Source organism: Flavobacterium tibetense (genome assembly GCF_003293845.1).
Classification (GTDB): Bacteria; Bacteroidota; Bacteroidia; order Flavobacteriales; family Flavobacteriaceae; genus Flavobacterium; species Flavobacterium tibetense.
On the sequence record NZ_QLST01000001.1, the window covers coordinates 266,367 to 288,540 of the forward strand.

The following is a 22,174-nucleotide window of genomic DNA, read 5'->3' on the forward strand; positions in this document are numbered from 1 at the left end:
CAGAGTGCAAATATAAAACTATTCGTTATTGTTTGTATGGTCTTCGGCATCATCTTCTGCTAAAATATCAATTGATGGTTCCAAAAATTCTTGCTCATTGGCAATGGTTTTTTCTAACGAAAGCAATAAAGCCGGAAGCAAAATCAAATTGGACAACATAGCAAACAATAAAGTGGCGGCAACCAAGCTTCCTAAAGCAACGGTTCCACCAAAACTGGATAAGGTAAATACAGAAAATCCAAAGAAAAGAACTACTGAAGTATAAAACATACTAACTCCAACTTCTCTAACCGTATTATAAACCGATTTCTTGATGCGCCAATTGTTTGCTTTTAATTCTTGACGGTATTTGGCCAAAAAGTGAATGGTATCATCCACCGAAATACCAAAAGCAATACTAAATACCAAAATAGTGGATGGTTTTATAGGAATTCCTAAATAACCCATTAATCCCGCTGTGATGATTAACGGTAAAATATTGGGCAATAAAGAAATGATAATCATCTTAAAAGAACGGAACAAATACGCCATTAAAATCGAAATCAATAAAATGGCAAACAACAACGATAAGACTAAATTTTTCACCAAATAGTGAGTTCCTTTTTCAAAAACATAAGCTTTTCCAGTCATGGTTACGGTGTAGCGTTCTTCTGGGAAAAGAATGTCTATTTTTTCTTGTAAACGTTCTTCGATTTTCTTCATTTTGTCCGTACCAATGTCGCGCATGAAAGTAGTAACTCTTGCGTATTGACCCGTACTATCTACATAACTTTTCAGCATGTTTTCGCTTCCTTTTTGGGTTGAATTTTTGATGTAATTCAAAATAAAAGCTTCTTCTTGTTTGGTAGGTAATTCGTAATATTCAGGATTGCCGTTGTAAAACGATTGCTTGGCATATTTTACCAAATTCACTACAGAAACTGGTTTAGAAAGTTCCGGAATTTCTTCAATAGTTTCCTGTAACTCGTCGATTCTTTTCAAGGTTGCCATTTTCATTGCGCCTTTCGGACGTTTGGTATCAATCATGATTTCCAGTGGCATTACACCGTCAAATTCCTCTTCGTAGAATAAAATATCTTGAAAAAATCCCGCTTTTTTGGGCATATCTTCAATGATACTTCCTGAAATTTTAATTTGGAAAATACCAATAATTCCCGCTACCAAAACACTAATAGCCACAGTGTAAATCACCACATTGTGATGACGAATTGAATTTTCAATCCAAACCAAAAACGATTGGATGTAATTTTTACCCAAATGTGCCAAGTGTTTTTCCTTTGGCAACGGCATGTAACTATAAGCAATTGGAATAATAATCAAACACAAAATGAACAAAAACAAGATGTTCAACGAAGCTACAATACCAAATTCCGTCAACAATTCACTATCCGTAATAATGAAAGTCGCAAAACCAGCGGCTGTAGTTACATTGGTCATCAAAGTAGCGTTACCCACTTTCGAAATTACACGTTGGAGCGATTTGGCTTTGTTTCCGTGTTTCTTGATTTCTTGTTGGTATTTGTTGATTAAGAAAATACAATTGGGAATACCAATTACAATAATCAACGGCGGAATAATAGCTGTTAAAACCGTAATTTCATAGTTCAAAACACCCAAAGTTCCAAAAGACCACATTACGCCAATGGTTACAATCAACATCGAAATTAAAGTCGCTCTAAAACTTCTAAAGAAAAAGAAAAAGAGTAGGGAAGTAATACCAAGAGCCGCACCCACAAACAAGCCAATTTCGTCAATAATATTTTGCGAATTCAAGGTTCTAATGTAAGGCATTCCCGAAATTTTCAAGTCAATTCCTGTGGCATATTCAAAAGTTTTGATTCTGTCTTGATTCAGGTATTTGATGATGAATTCTTTTCTAGCTTGTGTATTTACAATTTTTTTATCCATGTAAATAGCAAAACGCACGGCACCCGATTCTTTATTGAATAAAACGCCTTCGTAAAAAGGGAGTTCATTGAAAAATTGGTTTTGTTTCTCGGCTAAATACGCATCGGATATTTTTTCAGAGTTTAAAAACGGCACCAATTTGAATTTCTGATTCAACGTATCTTTTTCTAATACTTTTAAATCTTCAATTGAAAGTGTGAGTTCAACGGATTTGTCTTTTTTAATTGGTGCAATAAAATCTTGCCAATGTTTTACGTTTTTTGCATTGAAAAATGCACTGTCTTTAAAGCCAATGACAATTAGATTACCTTCTTCTCCAAATTTATCTAGAAATTCGTTGTATTGTAAGTTGATTTCATGTTCATCGGGCAATAAATTGGCTTCAGTATAGGTGAAACGCATTTTATTCCATTGCGATGCCATAAAAACCGTCACCAAAGTTACCGCTAGTAACAAGATGATTCTATTTCGTAAAATTGTATTGGCTATAAAATTCCAAAAACTGGTGCTTAACCACTGTAACATGCTCCCAAAAATTTGGCGCAAAGGTACGATTTGAAATCTAGAATCTAGAATTAAGATTTTAGAATTTAGAAAAAGTTAAAAATAGTGTATTGAAATACAGTTTTTTTGGGCATTCCCACAAGGGTCGGGCTATCCGCACTCGCTTTTTATAAAAACTTTTGGTAGTTTTTTATAAAAGAGCTCAAACAAAGCTCCTATCCCTAATGCGAAAGTAGTTTTCAGGTGAAATTAACTTATAATTGGAGATTATTGATGAAAAGCTTAATATTGTGAATCAAAAACTGAATTGGAAATGACTGTGAAGATGTTTTTGGATGAGAATTTATAAAACCACGCGAAAGGATCTGCGCGAAAACGGTGAATTAGATATAAAATAATCGGAATGAAAAAAATTTCGTTAACTACAGAAAGAGAATCATTTGCTTCGTTTACTAGAATTATGGTAATATTTGTTCTAATTATTGCTTTAATATTTGGAATATATCTTAATAAAATTGGACTAATTATAATAAATGCTTTTTTTTTAATTATTATTTTACCATCAACTATTTATCGATATTATAAATTTAAAGAGATTAATTTTGATAGTCATTATTTATATTTTGATGAAAAAAAAATATTAATTAGAAATGTAAAAGAAATTGGTAATGGTTATATTATTTATATAAACAATAATAAGGAATTTAAAGTTTATTATAATTATAGTTTTTTTAATAAAAATTTAGAGAAACTTCGTGAAGTTCATAAAGCACAATCAACTATTTCTTAGAACTGAGAGCCCTCGCACCCGACCGCTCGGAATTATAAAACCCGACCGCTCGGATATCTCACCGCAACGATAGCGCGGAATTGCATTCCGTGCCCACAAAGTAAATAAAGAAGCATACTAGTAGTTAAAATAATTTTTATCTTTGACTATAAATTAAATGCCATGTCAACAAAATACAAAGCCACCACAACAGAGGATGCCTATTTTATTACTTTAACAATCGTAGGTTGGGTCGATGTTTTCACCCGATTAAATCAAAAATACATCATCACAGATTCTTTAAGACATTGCCAACAAAACAAAGGATTAGAAATTTATGCTTATTGTATCATGAGCAATCACATCCATCTATTTTGCAAAGCAACTAATGGATTTATCTTGTCGAATGTGATAAGGGATTTCAAAAAGTTTACCTCTAAAAAAATTATTCAAACCATCATCGATGAACCGGAAAGCAGAAGAGAATGGTTGTTAAACTATTTTCAGAAATCTTGCGAACATCTAAAAAGAGACCAACATTTTAAAGTTTGGCAAGACGGCTATCATGCAGAACATATTTATAGCAATTCATTTATAAAACAGAAAATTGAGTACATTCACAACAATCCTGTGAAAGAGAAAATTGTTACGCTTCCCGAAGATTATTATTTTAGTTCTGCTAGAAATTATGCGGATTTAGAAAGTGAATTGGAAATTGTTTTGTTAGAGTTATTTTGAAGTAGATTGTAGGCACGGAATGCAATTCCGCGCTATCGTTGTGTCTTAATCGATAAATTGTCGTGATTTATGGTATCGGAGATATTATTTTATCTCGACTGGTATATCTATATACATAATTCTAATCAATGTAATAGAATCAGTCTCATTTAATTTGTATTCTTTTATAAAACCTCTTAACTGTTTTTTCCCATAAGTTGAATATCCTATTTTTGCCGAAATACTATCATCTTTAAAATTACTTATTAAATATTTCTTATTGTTTAAATCACAAAAGCTTTGATCTATATCTGGGCTAATATATAAATCCGCATAAGAATTCTTATACAATTTATTGTACTTAAAATCAAACTTAATCTTTTCATTAATTTTAGCACTATTTATATACTTAACATTATAAAAATTTGATTTTTCAATAGAAATTTTCCCTTGATTATCAAAAATCTTTCCTTGGTTAAGATAACTTGAGTCACATATAATTTTATACTCCAATATCTTTTCAAGGCTTCTATTTGAATTAAAAAATTTCCATTCACCAATAAACCTATCTTTATATTTTAACCCCTCTGATTCTATATTTCCGTTTTTATAATAATTAACATATCTGTATGTAAAAGTATCAATCAAAAATTTTTTCGAAACTAGATTTTTATCTTTATAGATATATAAAGAATCCGCTAACTTATCATCATTAGTATAGAAAATCATTTGTTCAATTTTACCAGACTTATATATATATTTTACTTTTGTTGTCTCATTTTGACAACTAAATAAAATTAATAATAAAAATACTATGTTCTTATTCATTTCTATTTTTTTAAAGGTTTCCTGTGGATATACTAAAATAAGTCAACATTTTTACTTACTGTAAATTTACAACTCATCTAAATCCCCAAATCCAAAAAGTAAGAAATCTTAATCGATAAATTATCATCAAAACGGGGCAATTGGTACGGGCCGTATCTGAAAAAAGCCGTTATTCCTAAACCTTTGAAAATTTTGTTGGCTTCAATGCCGCTTTCGTAAAAACCTCTTTCTAAAGTATTGAACGGTAAACCAATGTGCTTTTCTGTGTTGTCCATTTCGCCCCAAGCCATTCGGGTAACTACAGAAAATTCAGGTGCAATCTTATAGGCTAAATTCACTTTGTTAAACGTGTGTCGCAATTGCAACGAAGCATAACGATTCGAGAAAAACTCGTTATAGTACATGGTTTCAAAACTGTTTTTTCCAGCAAAAGTGATACGTTGTAAAATAGCATCTCGGTTAATGTTGTTTGGCGCAATACTGTACATATGCGTCAACGGAATATCACCAAATGCCCAACCCGCTTGCAACAAAACCGAACTTTTATGACCCGATAAATACGGAATTTCATAGAACGTTTTAAAATCTACTTTGGTAAAAGTAAAATCATTTTCTACCACATCAGGCAAAGTTTGCATCACTTGAAACGAGAATTTCGGATGGCGTTTTTCGTTTTCAATCATACCCATTGGCGTTCGCATATAATTGCTAAACGGATTCCATTGGATAGCAAATTGAACGGATGTAATGTTGTAATCCGTATAAATTTTATTGTTGTTTACATAGGTGTATTCAAACAAAGGTTGGATATAGTTTTGTGAAACCGAAAAATACGAATTGGTTTTGGGCAGAATTTTACTTTCCAAACTCAACGCACTTGTTCTAATATTATAAAATGTAGAAATGTTAATTGGTCGCGGATCGTAAATTCGAAAGCGGCGCGAATCCGTTGCGAAACTCGTTTGTGCAATTTCTTCCAAATCATCCGAATAACTTGCCGTTACCCAAGTTTCAGATTTTTTATCTACCAAATACGATGGTGAAATGCCGTATTTGAATTCGCGATCTTTTAAGCCGTAAGCGCCGTAGAATCCAATTTTGTAATTTTCTGCTAGTTTGTTATTGGTAACACCACCAATTCCCAAGCGAAATCCTTCAAAATTATTGTATTTCACAATACTTCTCAAGTCCACATCAATCAAAGAAATTGGGAAATAACCGTTAATGATTTTTCTTCCCAAAAACAATTTGTGTTCAATTTTACTCGCCATCGACAAGCTATCTAACGAAATATACGTATTCGATTTGCGTTTGTCGTTGATATCTTTTGTAAATGGTGCCCAATATTTCTCAGGTTGTGAAAGACTACTTTCAGGAACTTCAATTTTAATTTTGGGTTCCGAAATCACAAAATTTGTATTAAATGCTACATCAAATGGAGTCGATTCGATAGTCAAATACGCTTGGTCACTAGCATTTTTACTGATGCCTTCTTCAATACTGTTGTTGAATTGAATGGTGCTGCCCAAAATCTTCAAATCATCAGTATTGGTTCCTTTTTGCACGTTGAACACTGTTTTTTCGGGAAACCAAATTTGATGTTCTTTCAAATATTTGAAGTCGTAATAGGCATTAATGTTCACAATTCCGTACACGCGGTAATGCGCTTTGGCAACGGCAAAAGTAGCAGCGTCTACATAAAGCAAACCTCTTAAACGATTGGCTCTAAGTTTTTTTGGTTGGAAATAAATGCGATATACTTTTCTATTATCAATTGTGGTAGAATCAATCAACGTGTAATTATATAATTTTCTTCCAAAGTTTGAAATCGGGTTTTGCATAGGAGTTTCCAAAATTTCAAACGGATTTTCATATACGGAATAAGAAACCAAATGCAATCCCAAATATTCATACAAAGGTTGCTTGAAACCTGCCATTCTACTAGCTAAAATGGTTTCTTTTGTTCCTTTTTCGTTGTGTTGAATCAGGTTGACTTTTTCGGTTTGGTAAATGTGATTTTTTTCTACCAATTTTTTAAAACGGTAGTTCGAAGAATCCAATTTTATTTTTTGTTTTCCAAATAAATTGCGCTTGTAAATGGTATCAATTTTACTCGAAATACTATCCGGATTGGCAGAAACTTTCAGGTATTCGTAGTTTTTGTATTCGAAACTTTTAAAAACGTGTTCGGGTTGGTTTTTTTTCTTGTTGTCAATTACTTTTTTGATGATGGTATTGACTTTTTGATGGGTATACAATTCTGCTTTTCGCTCTTTGCTATTGGTAATTAATTTGATTAACAATAAAGCAGTCGATTTTTTAGCATAAGCTGATTTATCGTAGTAGCCTTTATAAGAAGCGATAATTGGTTTTTCAAATACGATTACATCAACAGCAAATTTTCCTTCCCAATCCGTTGTAATGGTTTTTCCATCATGCGTAATTTTAGCAAATGCAATTGGAATAGTGGTGTCAAAGTCAATCACTTGACCTTTGATTTTGGTTTGTGAAAAAAGAAAATTGCTTATAAAAAGCGTAGCAAAAAGCCAAAAATATTTCATGTAACCGTTTGATTTGCTACAAATATATTCAAAATAAAAATCCCGAGTGGTGGTTAGGGTATTTTTTGTGGTTTTTTCTGTTTTTAGAATGAGATTTTGGGTTTGATGGATTTGATGGAAACTTGTTAGTTTCTGGCGGAGTTGTGTACTCCATTGTGTGAAGTTTTATAAAATTTCGTTTATTTTTTTATATACATTTTCAATTCTTTCGTTATCTACTTCTCCATCATGATTATTATCACCATATTCAAGTCCTACTTCTATGTAGTTTTTTAATAGTTTCCTTTCAGCAGAGTTTAGATTTCTTGTAAGCTCAATGAATTTTTGTTCACCAATTCTATTTATAATTTGAGTAAGTACAAAACCTAAGTCATATGATGATTCACCATCAACTTTATCAGTCAGTTTGATAAAATCTTTTAATGTATTTTGTTCATACTTTAGTGATGATTTTATCACATTTCTAACTTTTCTGTCTAAAAAATCTTCTCTAATTTGGATAGAATATGGTATTTTAATTCCTTCATACTCTTTAACAGACAACCTAAAATAATTGTTGTCAAACAACAAAAAATTAAAATTTTTATATGCATTTTTTCTATAATTTCACTTAACTTAAAATATGTCTTTTAAAAATCAAGCGCATCCACCCATTTTAGGTATACATTTAACAAACACCAACTCTATCTTTCTCAAAAATAACAAAAATCATTCAAACCCTTAAAATTTAATTCCCCTTAATTTCTTAATGGTTCAAAAAACCTTCAAAAAATTCCAAAAAAAATCCCGAAAAACATTCGGGATTAGAACTTATACTTTCATGATTTCCGCTTCTTTAACAGCTAAAATTTCATCAATTTTTTTGATAAAAGCATCCGTTAATTTTTGGATATCATCTTCTGCTTTTTTGCAAATGTCTTCAGCAGTTCCGTTTTTTTCTTCTTTTTTAATGTCTGTATTAGCGTCTTTTCTGTGGTTTCTAATACCAATTTTAGCATCTTCCGCTTCCGCTTTAGCTTGTTTTACTAAGTCGCGTCTTCTTTCTTCCGTTAAAGCAGGAATATTGATGATAATATTTTCACCGTTGTTCATTGGGTTTAAACCTAAATTAGCAATCATAATTGCTTTTTCAATAGGTTGTAACATGTTTTTTTCCCAAGGCGTAACTGTCAATGTTCTTGCATCAGGAGCGTTAATGTTAGCAACTTGAGATAACGGTGTTTGTGAACCATAATAATCCACAAAAACACCGCCCAACATCTGTGGCGTAGCTTTTCCAGCTCTAATGTTTAAAAATTCTTTTTCTAAATGCGCCACAGATCCTGTCATAGCTTCTTTTGCGCTGTCTAAAATAAAATTAATTTCTTCTGTCATATCACTTTGGATTTTAGATTTTCAGATATTGGATTTTCAGAAATACCTTAAATCAATATTTTATTTATTCTAATTTTTTTAGTCTAATCTCTATCTTCTAAATAGTAACAGTTGTTCCAATAGTTTCTCCTTCGCAAACTTTCAATAAATTACCATCTTTATTCATATCGAATACAATAATAGGTAATTTATTTTCTTGACTCAATGTGAAAGCTGTGGTGTCCATTACATTTAATCCTTTGGCTAAAACATCTTCAAACGAAATGTAATCAAACTTCACCGCATCAGGATATTTCTCTGGATCCGCATTGTAAACTCCATCTACGCGAGTTCCTTTTAAAATTACATCAGCTCCTACCTCAATTCCTCTTAAAACGGCAGCTGTATCGGTTGTGAAATACGGATTTCCTGTTCCTGCACCAAAAATCACAATTCTACCTTTTTCTAAATGGCGTGTAGCTCTTCTTTTGATATAAGGTTCAGCAATAGCTTCAATTTTTAAAGCAGTTTGTAAACGGGTTTGCATTCCAGCTTCTTCTAAAGCGCCTTGTAATGCCATTCCGTTAATCACTGTGGCAAGCATTCCCATATAATCACCTTGTACGCGATCCATTCCATTACTTGCTCCCGCAACTCCTCTAAAAATATTTCCACCTCCAATAACAATAGCAATTTCTATGCCTTTATCGTGAATTTGTTTAATTTCTTGCGCATATTCGGCTAAGCGTTTTGGGTCAATTCCGTATTGTCTATCGCCCATTAAAGCTTCACCACTTAATTTTAAAAGAATTCTATTGTATTTCATTCCGGTTTATTTTTTTTTTTTGAAAAAGGAGTCATGCTGTCGCAAGCTCAAGTCATTTGTTGTGTTTTTTTGTATGAGCAAGTTGCTACTTTTTTATACAATTTCGATGCAAATATAGTTAAAACGCTTTTTTCTGAAAATAATGTTGGGTAAAATTATAAATTCCAATTTTCATGCGAGCGTTTGGCTTCTAGATAACCAATTTCAAATAAGACATCCATCTTGGATTTGTTGGTTTCAAATGTACTATAATCGGCTAGTTCTTTAGGTTCAATTACCCAATCACATAAGCTGAATTTTTGGTAATTGTAATTGGCATACAACAAATCAAAAGCTCTGCTAGTAACTGATTTTATCGATTTTAAGTCGTGTGCTTCTATATTCTGAATGGGGCTCACATAAATACCAATCATAGTATCGCATCTGCCTTGTAATAAATCCGTTGGGAAATGATTCAAAATGCCACCATCGCTATATAATTTTCCATTAATTTCATAAGGTGATAGCATTCCTGGAAACGAAGAGGAAGCCAAAATAGCATCAGAAAGTTTAGTCTCATTGCCAAAAACTTTTAGTTTACCTTTCACTAAATCGGTTGCTGTGATGTGAACTGGGATTTTTAAATCGCCTATTTTAGTTTCTTTTAAAATCGATTCAAAGTCTTTCTTGAAGGATTCCGAATCAATAATTCCCGCTTTTTTGAACGTGAAATGCTTCCAATGAAAAAAGTAAATCGACTTAAAAAATTCCAAAATTTCTTCTGGTGATTTTCCAAAAGCATACAATCCGCCTACGATTGCACCAGCACTTGTTCCTGCCACGCAACAAGCTTCAATCCCTTTTTCAGATAAAAATTGAAGCGCTCCAGCTTGCGCAATGCCTTTAGAGCCACCGCCAGAAAGCACAATTCCAATTGATTTTGATGCTAAATCCATTTGTAACATTTCTTACATTTTAATTTCAAAAATAGCATTAAATTTGTCAAAAAAAGTTAAGAAGATGATAAATGCAATAAAACAAGCTTTAGCCAATGGCTTTTCTTATGAAAATTACCGCAAACACGTTACGGAATTAATCACTAAAGGTTTGTCAACGGGTCATACGCAATCGGAAGATTTATTGAAATATTCCGAATTGAATGAATCCCGCATGAACCGATTAGAAAAAACGATTCAAGTTACGGATGAAGTGAAAGCTAAATTAGAAAACTTAGATAAAAAATACATTTGGTTGGTATTAAGTGAAGGTTGGTGTGGCGATGCAGCCCAAATTCTTCCTGTAATTCACAAAATGGCTGAAGTAGCAGAAAATGTGGAGTTAAAAATTGCTTTACGTGATGACAATGATACTTTAATGCAACATTTCTTAACCAATGGAGGAAAAGCAATACCAAAATTAATCGTTTTAGATGCTGAAACTTTAGAAGTTGTAGCCGATTGGGGTCCAAGACCAACAGGAGCCAAACAATTGATATTAGATTACAAAGCCGCTCACGGAGTGGTAGACGAACCAGCTAAAATTACATTACAAAAATGGTATTTGAACGATAAAGGAATTTCCATTCAGAATGAAATTGTGGAAATGCATGAACGTGTTTTAAGTTAATTTTTCAGGAACATAGATAGAAGAAATTTAAAAAATTAAAATAATCTTTCCGCTATTAGCTAAATAAAATTCTAGAAAAAACACAGATTAAAAAATTTTAAAAATTGCCTAAATTTCTTCAATCTGTGTTCCTAGTCTTTTTTTAGACTTTTGAGTTTGGAATTTGGGATTTTTATATTGGGATTTTTATTCAATGGTTCCAATAATCCTCAACTTATCAGAAGTAGAAATACCACCAGGATTACAACCCAATTGTCCTTCAGGAATTTCCATGTTTAATTTTTGGTAATAGTCAGCCCAAACTTCAAAATACGCATTGGATTTTGGTGATTTGAAAGTCATTGGGAATAAATCAAACAACGGCTTTTTGTACGCATGAAGAAACGCGTCATAAATTAATTCCGAGCAATAGTATTTGCCGTTATCATATAGATATTCATCGTCATAAGGAACGCCAACTTGCTGTAACGAAAACGCAACAGCTTTTGGAATATATTTTCGGTATTTTCTCTTTAGTCTTCCAATGTACATCGGTTCATTGGTATAGGTTTTGAAGGTTTCGTAAGGCGTAATTTTTACGGCTTCACCAGCAGCTTCAATGACAAAAATCGAATCATTTATAATATAAACCATTCCCAAATGACTGAAATCTTTTCCTTGATAGCCTTCGGTAACTTCATTAATGGCTTCGCACAACGGACCGCAATTCATCGATTGAAACAATAAATCGCCAGTTTTTAGTTTCACGTTTTGGGAGAAACTTAAGAGCGAAATGAATAATAATGCAATTGTTGTTGTTTTCATTTTAAAAAGATACTAAAGCAAATCCAATACTTATACTTCCTTGACTATTGTCGTTTAACCGAATGCCATAAGACACAATTTCTAAAAATAGTTGCAATTCGGATGCTTCTAAATTCAATTTTACTCTTTTGAAAGTTCCCGACAAATCGCCTCTTCCAATAGCGAAAGCGTGACCTAGCCCAACATCAATTCCAATGCGCGTTTCTTCCCCTACTTTTGGCATGATTCGTAAGTTGGAAAAAACAGGAGCTACTACTAATTTTTCTGAAAGTTTCATGCCAATTCCAGTATTGGCACTAATTCCTAACCATTGGTTGAAATGAATTCCGTAGCCAAAATTACTGTTCACACCATCAGGAAGAAACCAGCTGTCATTAGTGTTTCCATCAGGAAATACTTCGCCACGGTTTTTGTTTCCTTGCAACGGTAACGAAATTTCAAATTGAGTAAACGTGATTTTTTTGTTTGTTGGAAAATCATTTGAATCATTTAATGTAATCTCAACTTGAGCAAATGATACATTGAAAAGGAATAGGATGAAAAGCGAGAATATATTTTTCAAGTGGATTATATTTTAATTTTTCTAATAGTTTTAATGTGTTTAGGCGAATGGCTTCCGTGAAAAGCTCTTAAAACTTCAATTCTATTGGCGCGAATTCTGTAAATAATCAAATACGAACCTAGAATAATGTTGCGATACATTTTAGTTTTGGTTTCCAAATGGCGACATTCAGGATGAAGAAGGTATTCGGTTTCGAGTTTTTCGATGTATTTATATATTTCAGAAATGAATTCAGAGGCTAACCTTTCGCCAAATTCAGCTAAACCGTATTCATAAATATCAATCAAATCAAAATTATCAAACGGATAGGAAGTAACTACTTCTTTCTTTCTGATTTCCATTTTTCAAATTTCTCTTTAGATTCTTCAACAGTTAAAAACGGACCATTTTCCGCTTCTTTGATCAAGTCAGCGAATGCTTTTTGAGACATGGGTTTGCCTGGAATGGCTAAGTTTTTATTTTTTTTATCTGCAGTTTTCATTGGAAAAGAAATTTATGCTACGTAAAAATAAGAAATAATTTGGTTCTAAACTTCAGATTCAGACTATTTTAACTTAGTGTTTCTTCAAAATCTTCAGGAGAAATTCCGTTTTCAACTGAATAATCACCAATTTTTGTGCGTCGAAGCGCTGTTAAATGTCCGCCTGATTGTAATGCCAAACCAAAATCATATGCCAAAGAACGAATGTAAGTTCCTTTACTGCATTTCACTCTAAAATGGATTTCTGGCAAAGCAATTCTGGTAATTTCAAATTCGTATATGGTAGTTTTTCTAGATTGAATTTCTACTTCTTCGCCAGCTCTTGCGTGTTCGTACAAACGTTTTCCGTCTTTTTTGATAGCTGAAAAAACAGGTGGTTTTTGGTCGATTTCTCCGGTAAATTGCGTTGTGGTTTCTAAAATCAATTCATCAGAAATATGTTCTGTTGGAAAAGTAGCGTCAATTTCGGTTTCTAAATCGTAAGATGGTGTTGTAGCTCCAACGAAAATGGTTCCCGTGTATTCTTTTTCTTGTGCTTGAATTTCGGTGATTTTCTTGGTGAATTTCCCCGTGCAAATGATCAATAAACCAGTGGCTAAAGGATCTAAAGTTCCAGCGTGACCAATTTTGAATTTCTTGGGTAAATCGTATTTGCGTTTTAAAATGTATTTCAATTTATTCACCGCTTGAAACGACGACCATGTCAACGGTTTGTCAATTAAAAGTACTTTTCCAGCTAAAATTTCTTCACTTGTCATGTTTTAAAGAGCTAAACCGATGATTATTGCTGCTAGACCTACAACCAAGCAATAAATAGAAAAATATTTTAGTTTACTGTTTCTAACCAATTTAACCATCCAGCTGCAAGCAAACAAACCAGCAACAAATGCGGCTAAGAATCCGGCAGATAAGTAGCTAAAACTGGATTCGTTATAAACCAATTCACCACTCATAATATCTTTGGCAATTTTACCAAAAATCAACGGAATAACCATTAAAAAAGAGAAACGAGCGGCTTTGTTTTTGTCAACACCCAATAAAACCGAAGTGGATATCGTTGCTCCCGATCGAGAAATTCCAGGAAGCATTGCAATAGCTTGGGCGATTCCAATAATGAATGCATTTTTAAAACTAACAGGTTGTAAAGTGTTTTTTGACTTGTCAGCAAAGAATAGTAAAACAGCTGTTACAATTAACATGAATCCAACAAAAATCACATTACCATTAAAAAGTTGTTCCAATTCTCTCTCAAATAATAATCCAATAACTACTGCTGGAATCATGGAAAGAACAATCTTTAATGAAAATTGAAAAGATTCATTCCATTTAAATTGAAACAAACCAGTAATGATTTCTATAATATCTTTTCGAAAAACGACAATAGTGCTTAATGCCGTAGCAAAGTGAACAACAACGGTGAATAATAATCCTTCTTCAGGCACTTTATCTTCACCTAATATAGCTTTTGCAAGTTCTAAATGTCCACTTGAAGAAACAGGTAAAAATTCGGTCAACCCTTGGATAATTCCTAAAAGAATAGCTTCTAAAACGCCCATGAATTATTTTTTCTCCTTTTTGAAAATCGAGTAAATCACTACTGCAAAACCTAAGATGACTACAGTTGGTGCCAAACGAATGCGTCTGAAACTAAACAATTCTTCTTCATTGAATACATTTGGATCTTCACTTCCGCCACCGCTCATTAGTAAAAAACCAAGCGCAATTACAGCAATACCAATTAATAAAAAAGTATAGTTTGCTTTATTAAATAAGAATTCAGGTTTGTTGTTTTCGTTTTTCATTTTTATGTTTTTTAATTCACTGAACACTAGTATAAATCGTCTGTTCTAAGATTCAAGAAACGTTGGGTTGCAAAAAAGGTACTAATCCAAGTAATGGTAATTCCAATAGCTAAAATTCCTCCAAAGACAATTCCAATAGAAATATAATCTTTAGCAATCCCTAAACTTGGAAAAACACCATCTACATAATGAATCATTCCTAAAAGTGCAATAATAGCTAATACCGAACCAATTAATCCCAATTTAATGCTTCTCCAAATAAACGGTTTTCTGATGAATGATTTTGTTGCACCTACCATTTGCATCGTTTTAATCGTAAATCGGTGCGAATAAATCGAAAGTCGAAGTGAACTATTGATTAGCAACATCGCGATTACGGCTAAAAATCCGCTGATGATTAAAATCCACATACTGATTTTTTTGATGTTGTTGTTCACCAAATCTACCAATTGTTTGTCGTAGATGATTTCGGCAACGTATTCGTTTTTCTTGATTTCGTTTTCGAATTTTTTGATGCTATCGGCTATTACATAATCGCCTTTTAAATGAATGTCAAACGAGTTTTGCAACGGATTGAATCCTAAAAATTCCATAAAATCCTTCCCAACAATATCTACATTGTGTTTGGCAGCGCTATCTTTATGAACGAAAGCATATTCTTTGATGAATTTTGAATTTTTCATTTGTGTATCGAAAGCATTCAAAACACTGTCTTTTGCTTCATTTTTAAAGAAAACCGTCATTGGGATATTTTCTTTAAAATCATTCGTCATTTTTTTAGAATTAATTACGAATAATCCTAAAGTTCCCAATAGGAATAAAACTAAAAAAATACTTAAAACTACCGAAAAGTAAGATGAAATTAATCTCCTTCTGTTGTAATTTTCAAATGATGATGCCATAGAATCCGAATTAAGCCGTAAAAATAGTAAACAAATTTTGTTTATATAGAATATAACTGTAAAGTTTTAACTTTAGTATTATAAAATGTATTTTTGCACCGAAAAAAATAGTAGTCAGTCGCAGTCGCAGTCATCAGTAATTCAAATTGAGGCTAAAAACTGAGACTGAAAACTGAGACTGAAAACTAAAATATGAAGTACTTCCATAACGAAATCGAAGCCAAATGGCAACAATATTGGGCAGAAAACCAAACTTTTGCTGCTAAAAATAATTCCGAAAAACCTAAATATTATGTATTAGACATGTTTCCTTATCCTTCTGGTGCTGGGTTACACGTTGGGCATCCGCTAGGTTATATTGCTTCTGATATTGTGGCACGTTATAAAAGACATCAAGGATTTAATGTGTTGCATCCGCAAGGGTATGATTCATTTGGTTTGCCAGCGGAACAATATGCGATTCAAACGGGGCAACATCCTGAAAAAACAACTCGTGAGAACATTTCGCGCTACCGTGAGCAATTGGATAAAATCGGATTTTCGTTTGATTGGAGTAGAGAAGTACGCACATCAAATCCTGATTATTACAAACATACACAGTGGATTTTCATTCAATTATTCGAATCTTGGTACAATAAAACTACGGATAAAGCAGAAAGCATTTGCACGTTAATTCAAGAATTTGAGAAAAACGGAAATGCGAATGTTAATGCGGTTTGCGATGATAATGTTGCGCCATTTTCAGCAGAAGATTGGAATGCATTTTCTTCTGAACAACAACAAAAAATCTTATTACAATATAGATTAACGTATTTAGCCGAAACCGAAGTAAACTGGTGTCCGGCTTTAGGAACAGTTTTAGCCAATGACGAAATTGTAAACGGCGTTTCAGAACGTGGCGGACATCCTGTAATTCGTAAAAAAATGACGCAATGGTCGATGCGAATTTCAGCTTACTCGGAGCGTTTATTACAAGGTTTAGAAACCATCGATTGGAGCGAATCCATCAAAGAATCACAAAGAAACTGGATTGGAAAATCAGTCGGAGCTGCTGTGACTTTCAATTTGAAAAATCATGATGCAGTAATCGAAGTATTTACAACGCGTCCTGACACCATTTTCGGAGTAACGTTTATGACGTTAGCGCCAGAACACGAATTGGTTACTCAAATTACAACTCCAGAACAAAAAGCAGCGGTTGACGCTTACATTGAAGCTACTGCAAAACGTTCGGAAAGAGAAAGAATGGCAGATGTTAAAACCATTTCAGGTGTGTTTACTGGAGCTTATGCTGAACATCCTTTTACTAAAGAACCTATTCCAGTTTGGATTGGTGATTACGTGTTAGCAGGTTATGGAACGGGTGCGGTAATGGCGGTTCCATGTGGCGATGAGCGTGATTATGCGTTCGCGAATTTCTTCAAAGGAACACACGGTATGCCAGCAATTAAAAATATTTTCAATCAAGATATTTCAGAAGCGGCTTTTGGAGAAAAAAGTGGTTTCGAATTAGTAAATTCGGATTTCTTAAACGGATTGGATTACAAAAACGGAACGAAAAAAGTCATCGAAGAATTAGAAAAAATTGGAGCTGGAAAAGCTAAAGTAAATTACCGTTTACGTGATGCCGTTTTCTCTCGCCAACGCTATTGGGGCGAACCATTTCCAGTATATTACGTGAATGGTTTACCACAAACAATTGACAAAAAACACTTGCCAATTGTTTTACCAGAAGTTGAAAAATATTTACCAACCGAAGACGGCCAACCACCATTAGGAAACGCAACCGTTTGGGCTTGGGATAGTGTTAATAATAAAGTAGTTTCAAACGACTTACTTGTCAATTCGAGCGGAGTCGAGAACCAAACGGTATTTCCATTGGAATTGAACACCATGCCAGGTTGGGCGGGTTCTTCTTGGTATTGGATGCGTTACATGGATGCTCAAAATGAGAACGATTTTGCTAGCGAAGACGCATTAAAATACTGGGAAAATGTAGATTTATACATTGGAGGAAGCGAACACGCAACCGGACATTTATTATACTCTCGTTTTTGGAACAAATTCTTAAAAGATAGAGGTTACGCACCAACGGAAGAACCATTCAAAAAACTGATTAATCAAGGGATGATTTTGGGAATGAGTGCGATTACACTAAGAGTTCAAGCTTCAATTTATATGAATGGTGAAACTAAAAAGGATTCAACTGGAAGGAGTGTTGTTGAACTTAAAGAATTATTAATGAGGTCAAATGTTAATAATTTATACGTTTCTAAAGACATACTTGAAGAAGCATTTGGTGGTAAGAATTTTAAGTTTACTATTAATGAGTTTGGGAATTCAAAAAGCCAAGATCTAGAACATAAAAATATTTTATTCGAATTTGTGATGAATAATTTTGGTTTCGATCAAAGCTCAATTCAGTTAGTTAATGAAAATAAAGCTACGTTGCTTTATGAAATTTCACCAATTAGAATAGATGTTAATAATGTTGGTTTTTCTGATGAAATTATTGATTTTGAAAAGTTAAAATTCTGGAACGAATTTAAAAATGCTACTTTCTTGATGAATGATAAGTTTATTGTTCATAGAGAAATTGAAAAAATGTCAAAAAGATGGTTAAACGTAGTCAATCCAGATGATATTTGTAATGAATATGGTGCCGATACCTTGCGTTTGTATGAAATGTTCTTAGGGCCATTAGAGCAAGCAAAACCTTGGAACACAGCTGGAATTACTGGTGTTTCTGGTTTCTTGAAAAAATTATGGAGATTATACTTTGATGATAATGGTTATGTAATTGTAAACGACGAACCAACCGCAGAAATGTATAAGTCATTACACAAAACCATCAAAAAAGTTACGGAAGACATCGAGAATTTCTCCTTCAACACGTCGGTTTCTCAGTTTATGATTTGCGTAAACGAATTGCAACAATTAAAATGTAATCACAGAGCTATTTTAGAGCCATTAGCTATTTTAGTTTCGCCATATGCACCACATATTGCAGAGGAATTATGGAGTGCTTTAGGTTACGAAGGTTCTGTTGCAACGGTAGCTTTTCCAATATTTGAAGAGAAATATCTGATAGAATCTGAAAAAGAATACCCAGTTTCGTTCAATGGAAAAATGCGTTTTACAATTAAATTACCATTGGATTTAACCAAAGAGCAAATTCAAGAAATTGTTTTAGCGGATGAAAGAACGATTACGCAATTAGCAGGAAATACACCTAAGAACATTATTGTTGTCCCTGGTAAGATTATTAATTTGGTAGGGTAGAACTATGGTTAGCAATAAATATTTTGTAATCTTTTCGATTCTGAGCTTTCTGTTTTCATTTTCGCAAGAAAGAGACACAATTAACTTTGAAGACGATTATCAAATAAAGATTTTTGTTGGTACAGGAGCTTTATATAATCCAAATTATAACATAAATTCTTATTTGGAAAAAAATGGAATTGTTGCTTTGAATTCGGTTGAGATAAACTTCACAACTGGCCTTAACTTCTATAATGAAATTTTAGATATTGACCTAGGCTATGAAATGTTTGCAGGTGGAAATAGCAATGAAATAACAAAATATAGAACAATTTCAAATGGAGTTAAATTAAGAGCACATTACGTTTTTTTAAATACATCAAAAGTAGGTTTAGGAGCAGGTTTTAATATTGGATATAATAAAAGGAAATTAGCTTTATTTTGGAAAGATTATAACGTTGATTTTGAAAATTTAGAATCAGGAATAAATGGAAATCAACTTACAATGTTTATTGAAAAAGCATTTTTGGGACCTTCAGTTTCTTTTAAAATTAAAGATGTTGGGAGAAGGCATCAACAAACTAAGTTCACATTAGCTTATGAATTTGCATTAAATAACAAAGAGTGGGAATCTGATTTTTTTAATTTAACCAATACGATTAGAGAAACTAACTCTCGACAAATTATTTTGAATGTTACATTTGGACTCTGATTAAGCAGCTTTAAAATATCTCAAATCCCAAATGTAAAAATTTGGGATTTTTTATTTTTCGTATCTTTAGCTTTTAAACCCTATTTATGGATTGGTCAGCATTTGATTTTTGGAAATTTTTAGCTGGATTAGGCATCTTTATGTTTGGTATGTTTCTATTGGAAGAAGCTATCAAGCAACTTTCGGGAAAAGCATTTAAATCGTTAATTCGAAGATCTACTACTGGGAAAATCAAATCGGTGTTGACAGGATTTTTTTCTACAGCAGTTTTGCAAAGTAGTTCAGCGGTTTCTTTAATGACATTGACTTTTGTTGGTGCTGGAATTATCTCCATGCAAAATGCCATTGGCGTAGTTTTGGGAACCAATTTAGGAACAACTATTACCAGTTGGTTAGTGGCAACCGTCGGGTTTAAAATCAATATTGAGGGTATGTTTCTGCCGTTGTTAGGCATTGGTGGCTTGGGATTGATTTTTTTGTCTTCTTCGGTTCGATATTCAGGAATTAGTAAATTGTTGGTTGGACTAGGCTTTTTGTTCATGGGATTGGATTACATGAAATTGAGCGTAGAATTTTTCACCGCTAGTATAGATTTAGCAACTTTACCGCATTATGGTTTGTGGTTTTATGTGTTATTGGCTATAATTTTAACGGCCATTATGCAATCCAGTTCGGCTACCATTGCTATTGTTTTAACGGCGTTGCATTCGGGTTTAATGACTTTTGATGAAGGTGCAGCGATGGTTATTGGGGCTAATATTGGAACAACGGCAACGGTGATGTTGGGAGCTGTTGGAGGAATAAATATCAAAAAGCAAGTTGCTTTTAGTCATTTGGTGTTTAATTTTTATTCTGGAATTTTAGCGTTTTTGTTGCTTCCTATTCTTACTAAATTGATTTTTATATTTATTGATGATTCCAAAAATATAGTTTTAGGAATCACCATTTTTCACACCATGTTTAATTTGATTGGCGTGTTGTTGTTTTTGCCTTTTATCCCAATTTTTGTGAAATGGGTGGCAAAGGTTTATCCAGAAAAAGAAACGGGTCATTTGAATCATATTAGCTCAGTTTCTTTAGATTTGCCTGAAGCAGCAGTGGCAGCGGCGAAACAAGAAACGGATATGGTTTACAATGAAACTTTGTTTTGGTTGAATGAAGTGCTGAAAAACAATAAAACGGAAACTGAAACAGAGAAAACGACCATTTTTAGACGAATAATTCCTTCCAAAAGTAGTGGTAAGCAAATTACATTTGAAGATTTACAGTTAAAATACAGAACCATTCTAACTTTTACAGCCCAAATTTCTTCCGATGGATTAGAAGAAGTGGATAAGAAAATGCTAAATACCATCATTCAAAAAGTGATGATTTTGTCGCAGATTACCAAAACTATTGCGGGTATTGCCGTTGATATAGAAGAATTGGAACAAACTAATAATGCCAATGTGTCAGCTGTTTTTAGTAAAATTGGCGGAAATGTCAAAGAATATACAGCTATTTTACAGAAACCATGCGAAAATGAAGTGTATATTTTGCTTCGAGAACAATTGAATCATGATTATAAAGAAATAGTTGAAAAAATCACTTATTTCATTGATAATAAACTGATTAAAGAGAAGCACATTTCTACACTTTTAATAGTGAATGGTATTGTGGCGCAATCGATTCGACAATTGATTCGTCATTTAGAAGATACGATTTAATAAAATTTTAGGAAGTCATTAATAGAATTTGGTGCAAAATTTGCTTTATATTTGAGAAATAAATTAAAAGATTAAAAAAATGGATTTTACTTATTTAATAATAATTGGTGCAATTGCTTTGTTCAGTTGGTTAGTAAGCGCTAGACTGAAAAGTAAATTTGAGCAGTATTCGAAAATTAGTCTTCGTAACGGAATGAGCGGAGCAGAAATTGCTGAAAAAATGTTAGCCGATCACGGAATCTCTGATGTGAAAGTAATTTCAACAGCAGGAAGATTAACCGATCATTACAATCCAATGGATAAAACGGTAAATTTATCAGAGGCGGTTTATAACCAAAGAAATGCTGCTGCTGCTGCCGTTGCTGCTCACGAAGTGGGTCATGCGGTGCAACATGCGCAAGCGTATAGTTGGTTAACCATGCGTTCAAAAATGGTTCCTATGGTGAATATTTCCTCAAATTTATCTCAATGGTTAATTATGGGTGGTTTGATTTTAGGGTTTGCCTCTAAATCAGGGATTGGATTTTACGTAGCGGTTGCAGGTTTAATTTTAATGGCAATTGCAACTTCTTTTAGTTTCATTACCTTGCCAGTTGAATATGATGCAAGTAATAGAGCTTTAGCTTGGTTAAAAAACAAAAACATGTTGGGTCAGCAAGAATATGCTGGCGCAGAAGATGCTTTAAAATGGGCTGCAAGAACTTATGTTGTAGCTGCTTTAGGTGCTTTGGCTTCGTTATTGTACTGGGCATTTAGAGTTTTTGCTTCGAGAGATTAATTCAAATTATAAGTTCAGTATAGAAAGTTCGCTCTTTGTAGCGGACTTTTTTTGTTTTCTTTTTTTTCAGTTTATTAAAATTTTTTCTAACAATT

At 33.1% G+C, this 22,174-nt stretch carries 22 protein-coding genes; 7 read left to right on the forward strand and 15 right to left on the reverse strand.

All coding sequences use genetic code 11. From position 1 onward, the window contains the following. Nucleotides 1-18: 18 nt before the first annotated feature. Nucleotides 19-2,433 carry an efflux RND transporter permease subunit gene (locus DPN68_RS01290; RefSeq protein ID WP_113987771.1) on the reverse strand — a complete coding sequence of 805 codons (2,415 nt, stop codon included), beginning with the start codon at nucleotides 2,431-2,433 and terminating at the stop codon, nucleotides 19-21. 382 nt (nucleotides 2,434-2,815) lie between these two features. On the opposite strand from DPN68_RS01290, the gene DPN68_RS01295 reads away from it, so the two are divergent. Continuing rightward, entirely contained in the window at nucleotides 2,816-3,202 is a 387-nt protein-coding gene (locus DPN68_RS01295) for a hypothetical protein (RefSeq protein WP_113987772.1), read from the forward strand. Between the two features lie 162 nt (nucleotides 3,203-3,364). Beyond that, nucleotides 3,365-3,919, forward strand: a complete 555-nt coding sequence (locus DPN68_RS01300) for an REP-associated tyrosine transposase (RefSeq protein ID WP_113987773.1) — start codon at nucleotides 3,365-3,367, stop codon at nucleotides 3,917-3,919. Between the two features lie 84 nt (nucleotides 3,920-4,003). On the opposite strand, the gene DPN68_RS01305 is transcribed toward DPN68_RS01300, so the two are convergent. The 6 genes from DPN68_RS01305 to DPN68_RS01330 all read right to left on the reverse strand — a co-directional run bounded on the left by DPN68_RS01305 (nucleotide 4,004) and on the right by DPN68_RS01330 (nucleotide 10,401). Next, complete coding sequence (locus tag DPN68_RS01305; protein WP_113987774.1) at nucleotides 4,004-4,726, reverse strand: hypothetical protein; 723 nt, start codon at nucleotides 4,724-4,726, stop codon at nucleotides 4,004-4,006. 77 nt (nucleotides 4,727-4,803) lie between these two features. Continuing rightward, complete coding sequence (locus tag DPN68_RS01310) at nucleotides 4,804-7,287, reverse strand: DUF5686 family protein (RefSeq protein ID WP_113987775.1); 2,484 nt, start codon at nucleotides 7,285-7,287, stop codon at nucleotides 4,804-4,806. 165 nt (nucleotides 7,288-7,452) lie between these two features. Continuing rightward, nucleotides 7,453-7,830 (reverse strand): hypothetical protein, encoded by a 378-nt coding sequence (locus tag DPN68_RS01315; protein WP_113987776.1) that lies wholly within the window; start codon nucleotides 7,828-7,830, stop codon nucleotides 7,453-7,455. 267 nt (nucleotides 7,831-8,097) lie between these two features. Beyond that, nucleotides 8,098-8,661: a ribosome recycling factor gene (gene frr, locus DPN68_RS01320; protein WP_113987777.1), complete on the reverse strand. Its 564-nt coding sequence runs from the start codon at nucleotides 8,659-8,661 to the stop codon at nucleotides 8,098-8,100. Nucleotides 8,662-8,758: 97 nt separating this feature from the next. Beyond that, nucleotides 8,759-9,466: a UMP kinase gene (gene pyrH / locus DPN68_RS01325; RefSeq protein ID WP_113987778.1), complete on the reverse strand. Its 708-nt coding sequence runs from the start codon at nucleotides 9,464-9,466 to the stop codon at nucleotides 8,759-8,761. Nucleotides 9,467-9,621: 155 nt separating this feature from the next. Continuing rightward, complete coding sequence (locus DPN68_RS01330) at nucleotides 9,622-10,401, reverse strand: patatin-like phospholipase family protein (RefSeq protein WP_113987862.1); 780 nt, start codon at nucleotides 10,399-10,401, stop codon at nucleotides 9,622-9,624. Between the two features lie 64 nt (nucleotides 10,402-10,465). Between DPN68_RS01330 and DPN68_RS01335 the strand changes: the two genes are divergently transcribed. Next, entirely contained in the window at nucleotides 10,466-11,071 is a 606-nt protein-coding gene (locus DPN68_RS01335) for a thioredoxin family protein (protein ID WP_113987779.1), read from the forward strand. Nucleotides 11,072-11,257: 186 nt separating this feature from the next. Here the strand turns inward: DPN68_RS01335 and DPN68_RS01340 are convergent, their stop codons facing one another. The 8 genes from DPN68_RS01340 to DPN68_RS01370 form a co-directional block, all read right to left on the reverse strand. Then, nucleotides 11,258-11,875 (reverse strand): YiiX/YebB-like N1pC/P60 family cysteine hydrolase, encoded by a 618-nt coding sequence (locus DPN68_RS01340; RefSeq protein ID WP_113987780.1) that lies wholly within the window; start codon nucleotides 11,873-11,875, stop codon nucleotides 11,258-11,260. A gap of 1 nt (nucleotide 11,876) precedes the next feature. After that, nucleotides 11,877-12,437, reverse strand: a complete 561-nt coding sequence (locus DPN68_RS01345; protein ID WP_239986980.1) for a hypothetical protein — start codon at nucleotides 12,435-12,437, stop codon at nucleotides 11,877-11,879. 5 nt (nucleotides 12,438-12,442) lie between these two features. Continuing rightward, nucleotides 12,443-12,778 carry a type II toxin-antitoxin system RelE/ParE family toxin gene (locus DPN68_RS01350; protein WP_113987781.1) on the reverse strand — a complete coding sequence of 112 codons (336 nt, stop codon included), beginning with the start codon at nucleotides 12,776-12,778 and terminating at the stop codon, nucleotides 12,443-12,445. Continuing rightward, nucleotides 12,754-12,918 carry a hypothetical protein gene (locus tag DPN68_RS13115; protein ID WP_157958486.1) on the reverse strand — a complete coding sequence of 55 codons (165 nt, stop codon included), beginning with the start codon at nucleotides 12,916-12,918 and terminating at the stop codon, nucleotides 12,754-12,756. The genes DPN68_RS01350 and DPN68_RS13115 overlap by 25 nt, the downstream gene beginning before the upstream one ends. A gap of 68 nt (nucleotides 12,919-12,986) precedes the next feature. Continuing rightward, nucleotides 12,987-13,676: a tRNA pseudouridine(55) synthase TruB gene (gene truB, locus DPN68_RS01355; protein ID WP_113987782.1), complete on the reverse strand. Its 690-nt coding sequence runs from the start codon at nucleotides 13,674-13,676 to the stop codon at nucleotides 12,987-12,989. Nucleotides 13,677-13,679: 3 nt separating this feature from the next. Then, nucleotides 13,680-14,474 carry an undecaprenyl-diphosphatase UppP gene (gene uppP, locus DPN68_RS01360; RefSeq protein ID WP_113987783.1) on the reverse strand — a complete coding sequence of 265 codons (795 nt, stop codon included), beginning with the start codon at nucleotides 14,472-14,474 and terminating at the stop codon, nucleotides 13,680-13,682. Between the two features lie 3 nt (nucleotides 14,475-14,477). Further along, nucleotides 14,478-14,720, reverse strand: a complete 243-nt coding sequence (locus DPN68_RS01365; protein WP_113987784.1) for a DUF3098 domain-containing protein — start codon at nucleotides 14,718-14,720, stop codon at nucleotides 14,478-14,480. Between the two features lie 26 nt (nucleotides 14,721-14,746). Beyond that, entirely contained in the window at nucleotides 14,747-15,622 is an 876-nt protein-coding gene (locus DPN68_RS01370; protein ID WP_113987785.1) for a cell division protein FtsX, read from the reverse strand. A 192-nt stretch (nucleotides 15,623-15,814) separates the two neighbouring features. Here DPN68_RS01370 and DPN68_RS01375 point away from each other — a divergent pair, with 192 nt between their 5' ends. The 4 genes from DPN68_RS01375 (at nucleotide 15,815) to DPN68_RS01390 (ending at nucleotide 22,079) form a co-directional block, all read left to right on the forward strand. Continuing rightward, complete coding sequence (locus DPN68_RS01375; protein ID WP_113987786.1) at nucleotides 15,815-18,904, forward strand: leucine--tRNA ligase; 3,090 nt, start codon at nucleotides 15,815-15,817, stop codon at nucleotides 18,902-18,904. Between the two features lie 163 nt (nucleotides 18,905-19,067). Next, the gene (locus tag DPN68_RS01380; protein ID WP_133256549.1) at nucleotides 19,068-19,595 is read left to right on the forward strand and encodes a hypothetical protein; all 528 of its coding nucleotides are present in this window, start codon (nucleotides 19,068-19,070) and stop codon (nucleotides 19,593-19,595) included. Nucleotides 19,596-19,681: 86 nt separating this feature from the next. Beyond that, on the forward strand, nucleotides 19,682-21,301 hold the full coding sequence (locus DPN68_RS01385; protein ID WP_113987788.1) for a Na/Pi cotransporter family protein: 1,620 nt from the start codon (nucleotides 19,682-19,684) through the stop codon (nucleotides 21,299-21,301). A 79-nt stretch (nucleotides 21,302-21,380) separates the two neighbouring features. Beyond that, nucleotides 21,381-22,079: a zinc metallopeptidase gene (locus DPN68_RS01390; protein ID WP_113987789.1), complete on the forward strand. Its 699-nt coding sequence runs from the start codon at nucleotides 21,381-21,383 to the stop codon at nucleotides 22,077-22,079. The last annotated feature ends 95 nt before the right edge of the window (nucleotides 22,080-22,174 follow it).

Excerpts from the sequence above, each read along its gene's own strand:
- DPN68_RS01300 (WP_113987773.1), top strand. The coding sequence starts at position 3,365 with ATGTCAACAAAATACAAAGCCACCACAACAGAGGATGCCTATTTTATT.
- DPN68_RS01350 (WP_113987781.1), bottom strand. The coding sequence starts at position 12,778 with ATGGAAATCAGAAAGAAAGAAGTAGTTACTTCCTATCCGTTTGATAAT.
- DPN68_RS01330 (WP_113987862.1), bottom strand. The coding sequence starts at position 10,401 with ATGGATTTAGCATCAAAATCAATTGGAATTGTGCTTTCTGGCGGTGGC.
- DPN68_RS13115 (WP_157958486.1), bottom strand. The coding sequence starts at position 12,918 with ATGAAAACTGCAGATAAAAAAAATAAAAACTTAGCCATTCCAGGCAAA.
- DPN68_RS01335 (WP_113987779.1), top strand. The coding sequence starts at position 10,466 with ATGATAAATGCAATAAAACAAGCTTTAGCCAATGGCTTTTCTTATGAA.
- DPN68_RS01290 (WP_113987771.1), bottom strand. The coding sequence starts at position 2,433 with ATGTTACAGTGGTTAAGCACCAGTTTTTGGAATTTTATAGCCAATACA.
- DPN68_RS01390 (WP_113987789.1), top strand. The coding sequence starts at position 21,381 with ATGGATTTTACTTATTTAATAATAATTGGTGCAATTGCTTTGTTCAGT.
- truB (WP_113987782.1), bottom strand. The coding sequence starts at position 13,676 with ATGACAAGTGAAGAAATTTTAGCTGGAAAAGTACTTTTAATTGACAAA.
- DPN68_RS01295 (WP_113987772.1), top strand. The coding sequence starts at position 2,816 with ATGAAAAAAATTTCGTTAACTACAGAAAGAGAATCATTTGCTTCGTTT.
- pyrH (WP_113987778.1), bottom strand. The coding sequence starts at position 9,466 with ATGAAATACAATAGAATTCTTTTAAAATTAAGTGGTGAAGCTTTAATG.
- DPN68_RS01385 (WP_113987788.1), top strand. The coding sequence starts at position 19,682 with ATGGATTGGTCAGCATTTGATTTTTGGAAATTTTTAGCTGGATTAGGC.
- DPN68_RS01340 (WP_113987780.1), bottom strand. The coding sequence starts at position 11,875 with ATGAAAACAACAACAATTGCATTATTATTCATTTCGCTCTTAAGTTTC.
- DPN68_RS01375 (WP_113987786.1), top strand. The coding sequence starts at position 15,815 with ATGAAGTACTTCCATAACGAAATCGAAGCCAAATGGCAACAATATTGG.
- DPN68_RS01305 (WP_113987774.1), bottom strand. The coding sequence starts at position 4,726 with ATGAATAAGAACATAGTATTTTTATTATTAATTTTATTTAGTTGTCAA.
- frr (WP_113987777.1), bottom strand. The coding sequence starts at position 8,661 with ATGACAGAAGAAATTAATTTTATTTTAGACAGCGCAAAAGAAGCTATG.
- uppP (WP_113987783.1), bottom strand. The coding sequence starts at position 14,474 with ATGGGCGTTTTAGAAGCTATTCTTTTAGGAATTATCCAAGGGTTGACC.
- DPN68_RS01310 (WP_113987775.1), bottom strand. The coding sequence starts at position 7,287 with ATGAAATATTTTTGGCTTTTTGCTACGCTTTTTATAAGCAATTTTCTT.
- DPN68_RS01365 (WP_113987784.1), bottom strand. The coding sequence starts at position 14,720 with ATGAAAAACGAAAACAACAAACCTGAATTCTTATTTAATAAAGCAAAC.
- DPN68_RS01370 (WP_113987785.1), bottom strand. The coding sequence starts at position 15,622 with ATGGCATCATCATTTGAAAATTACAACAGAAGGAGATTAATTTCATCT.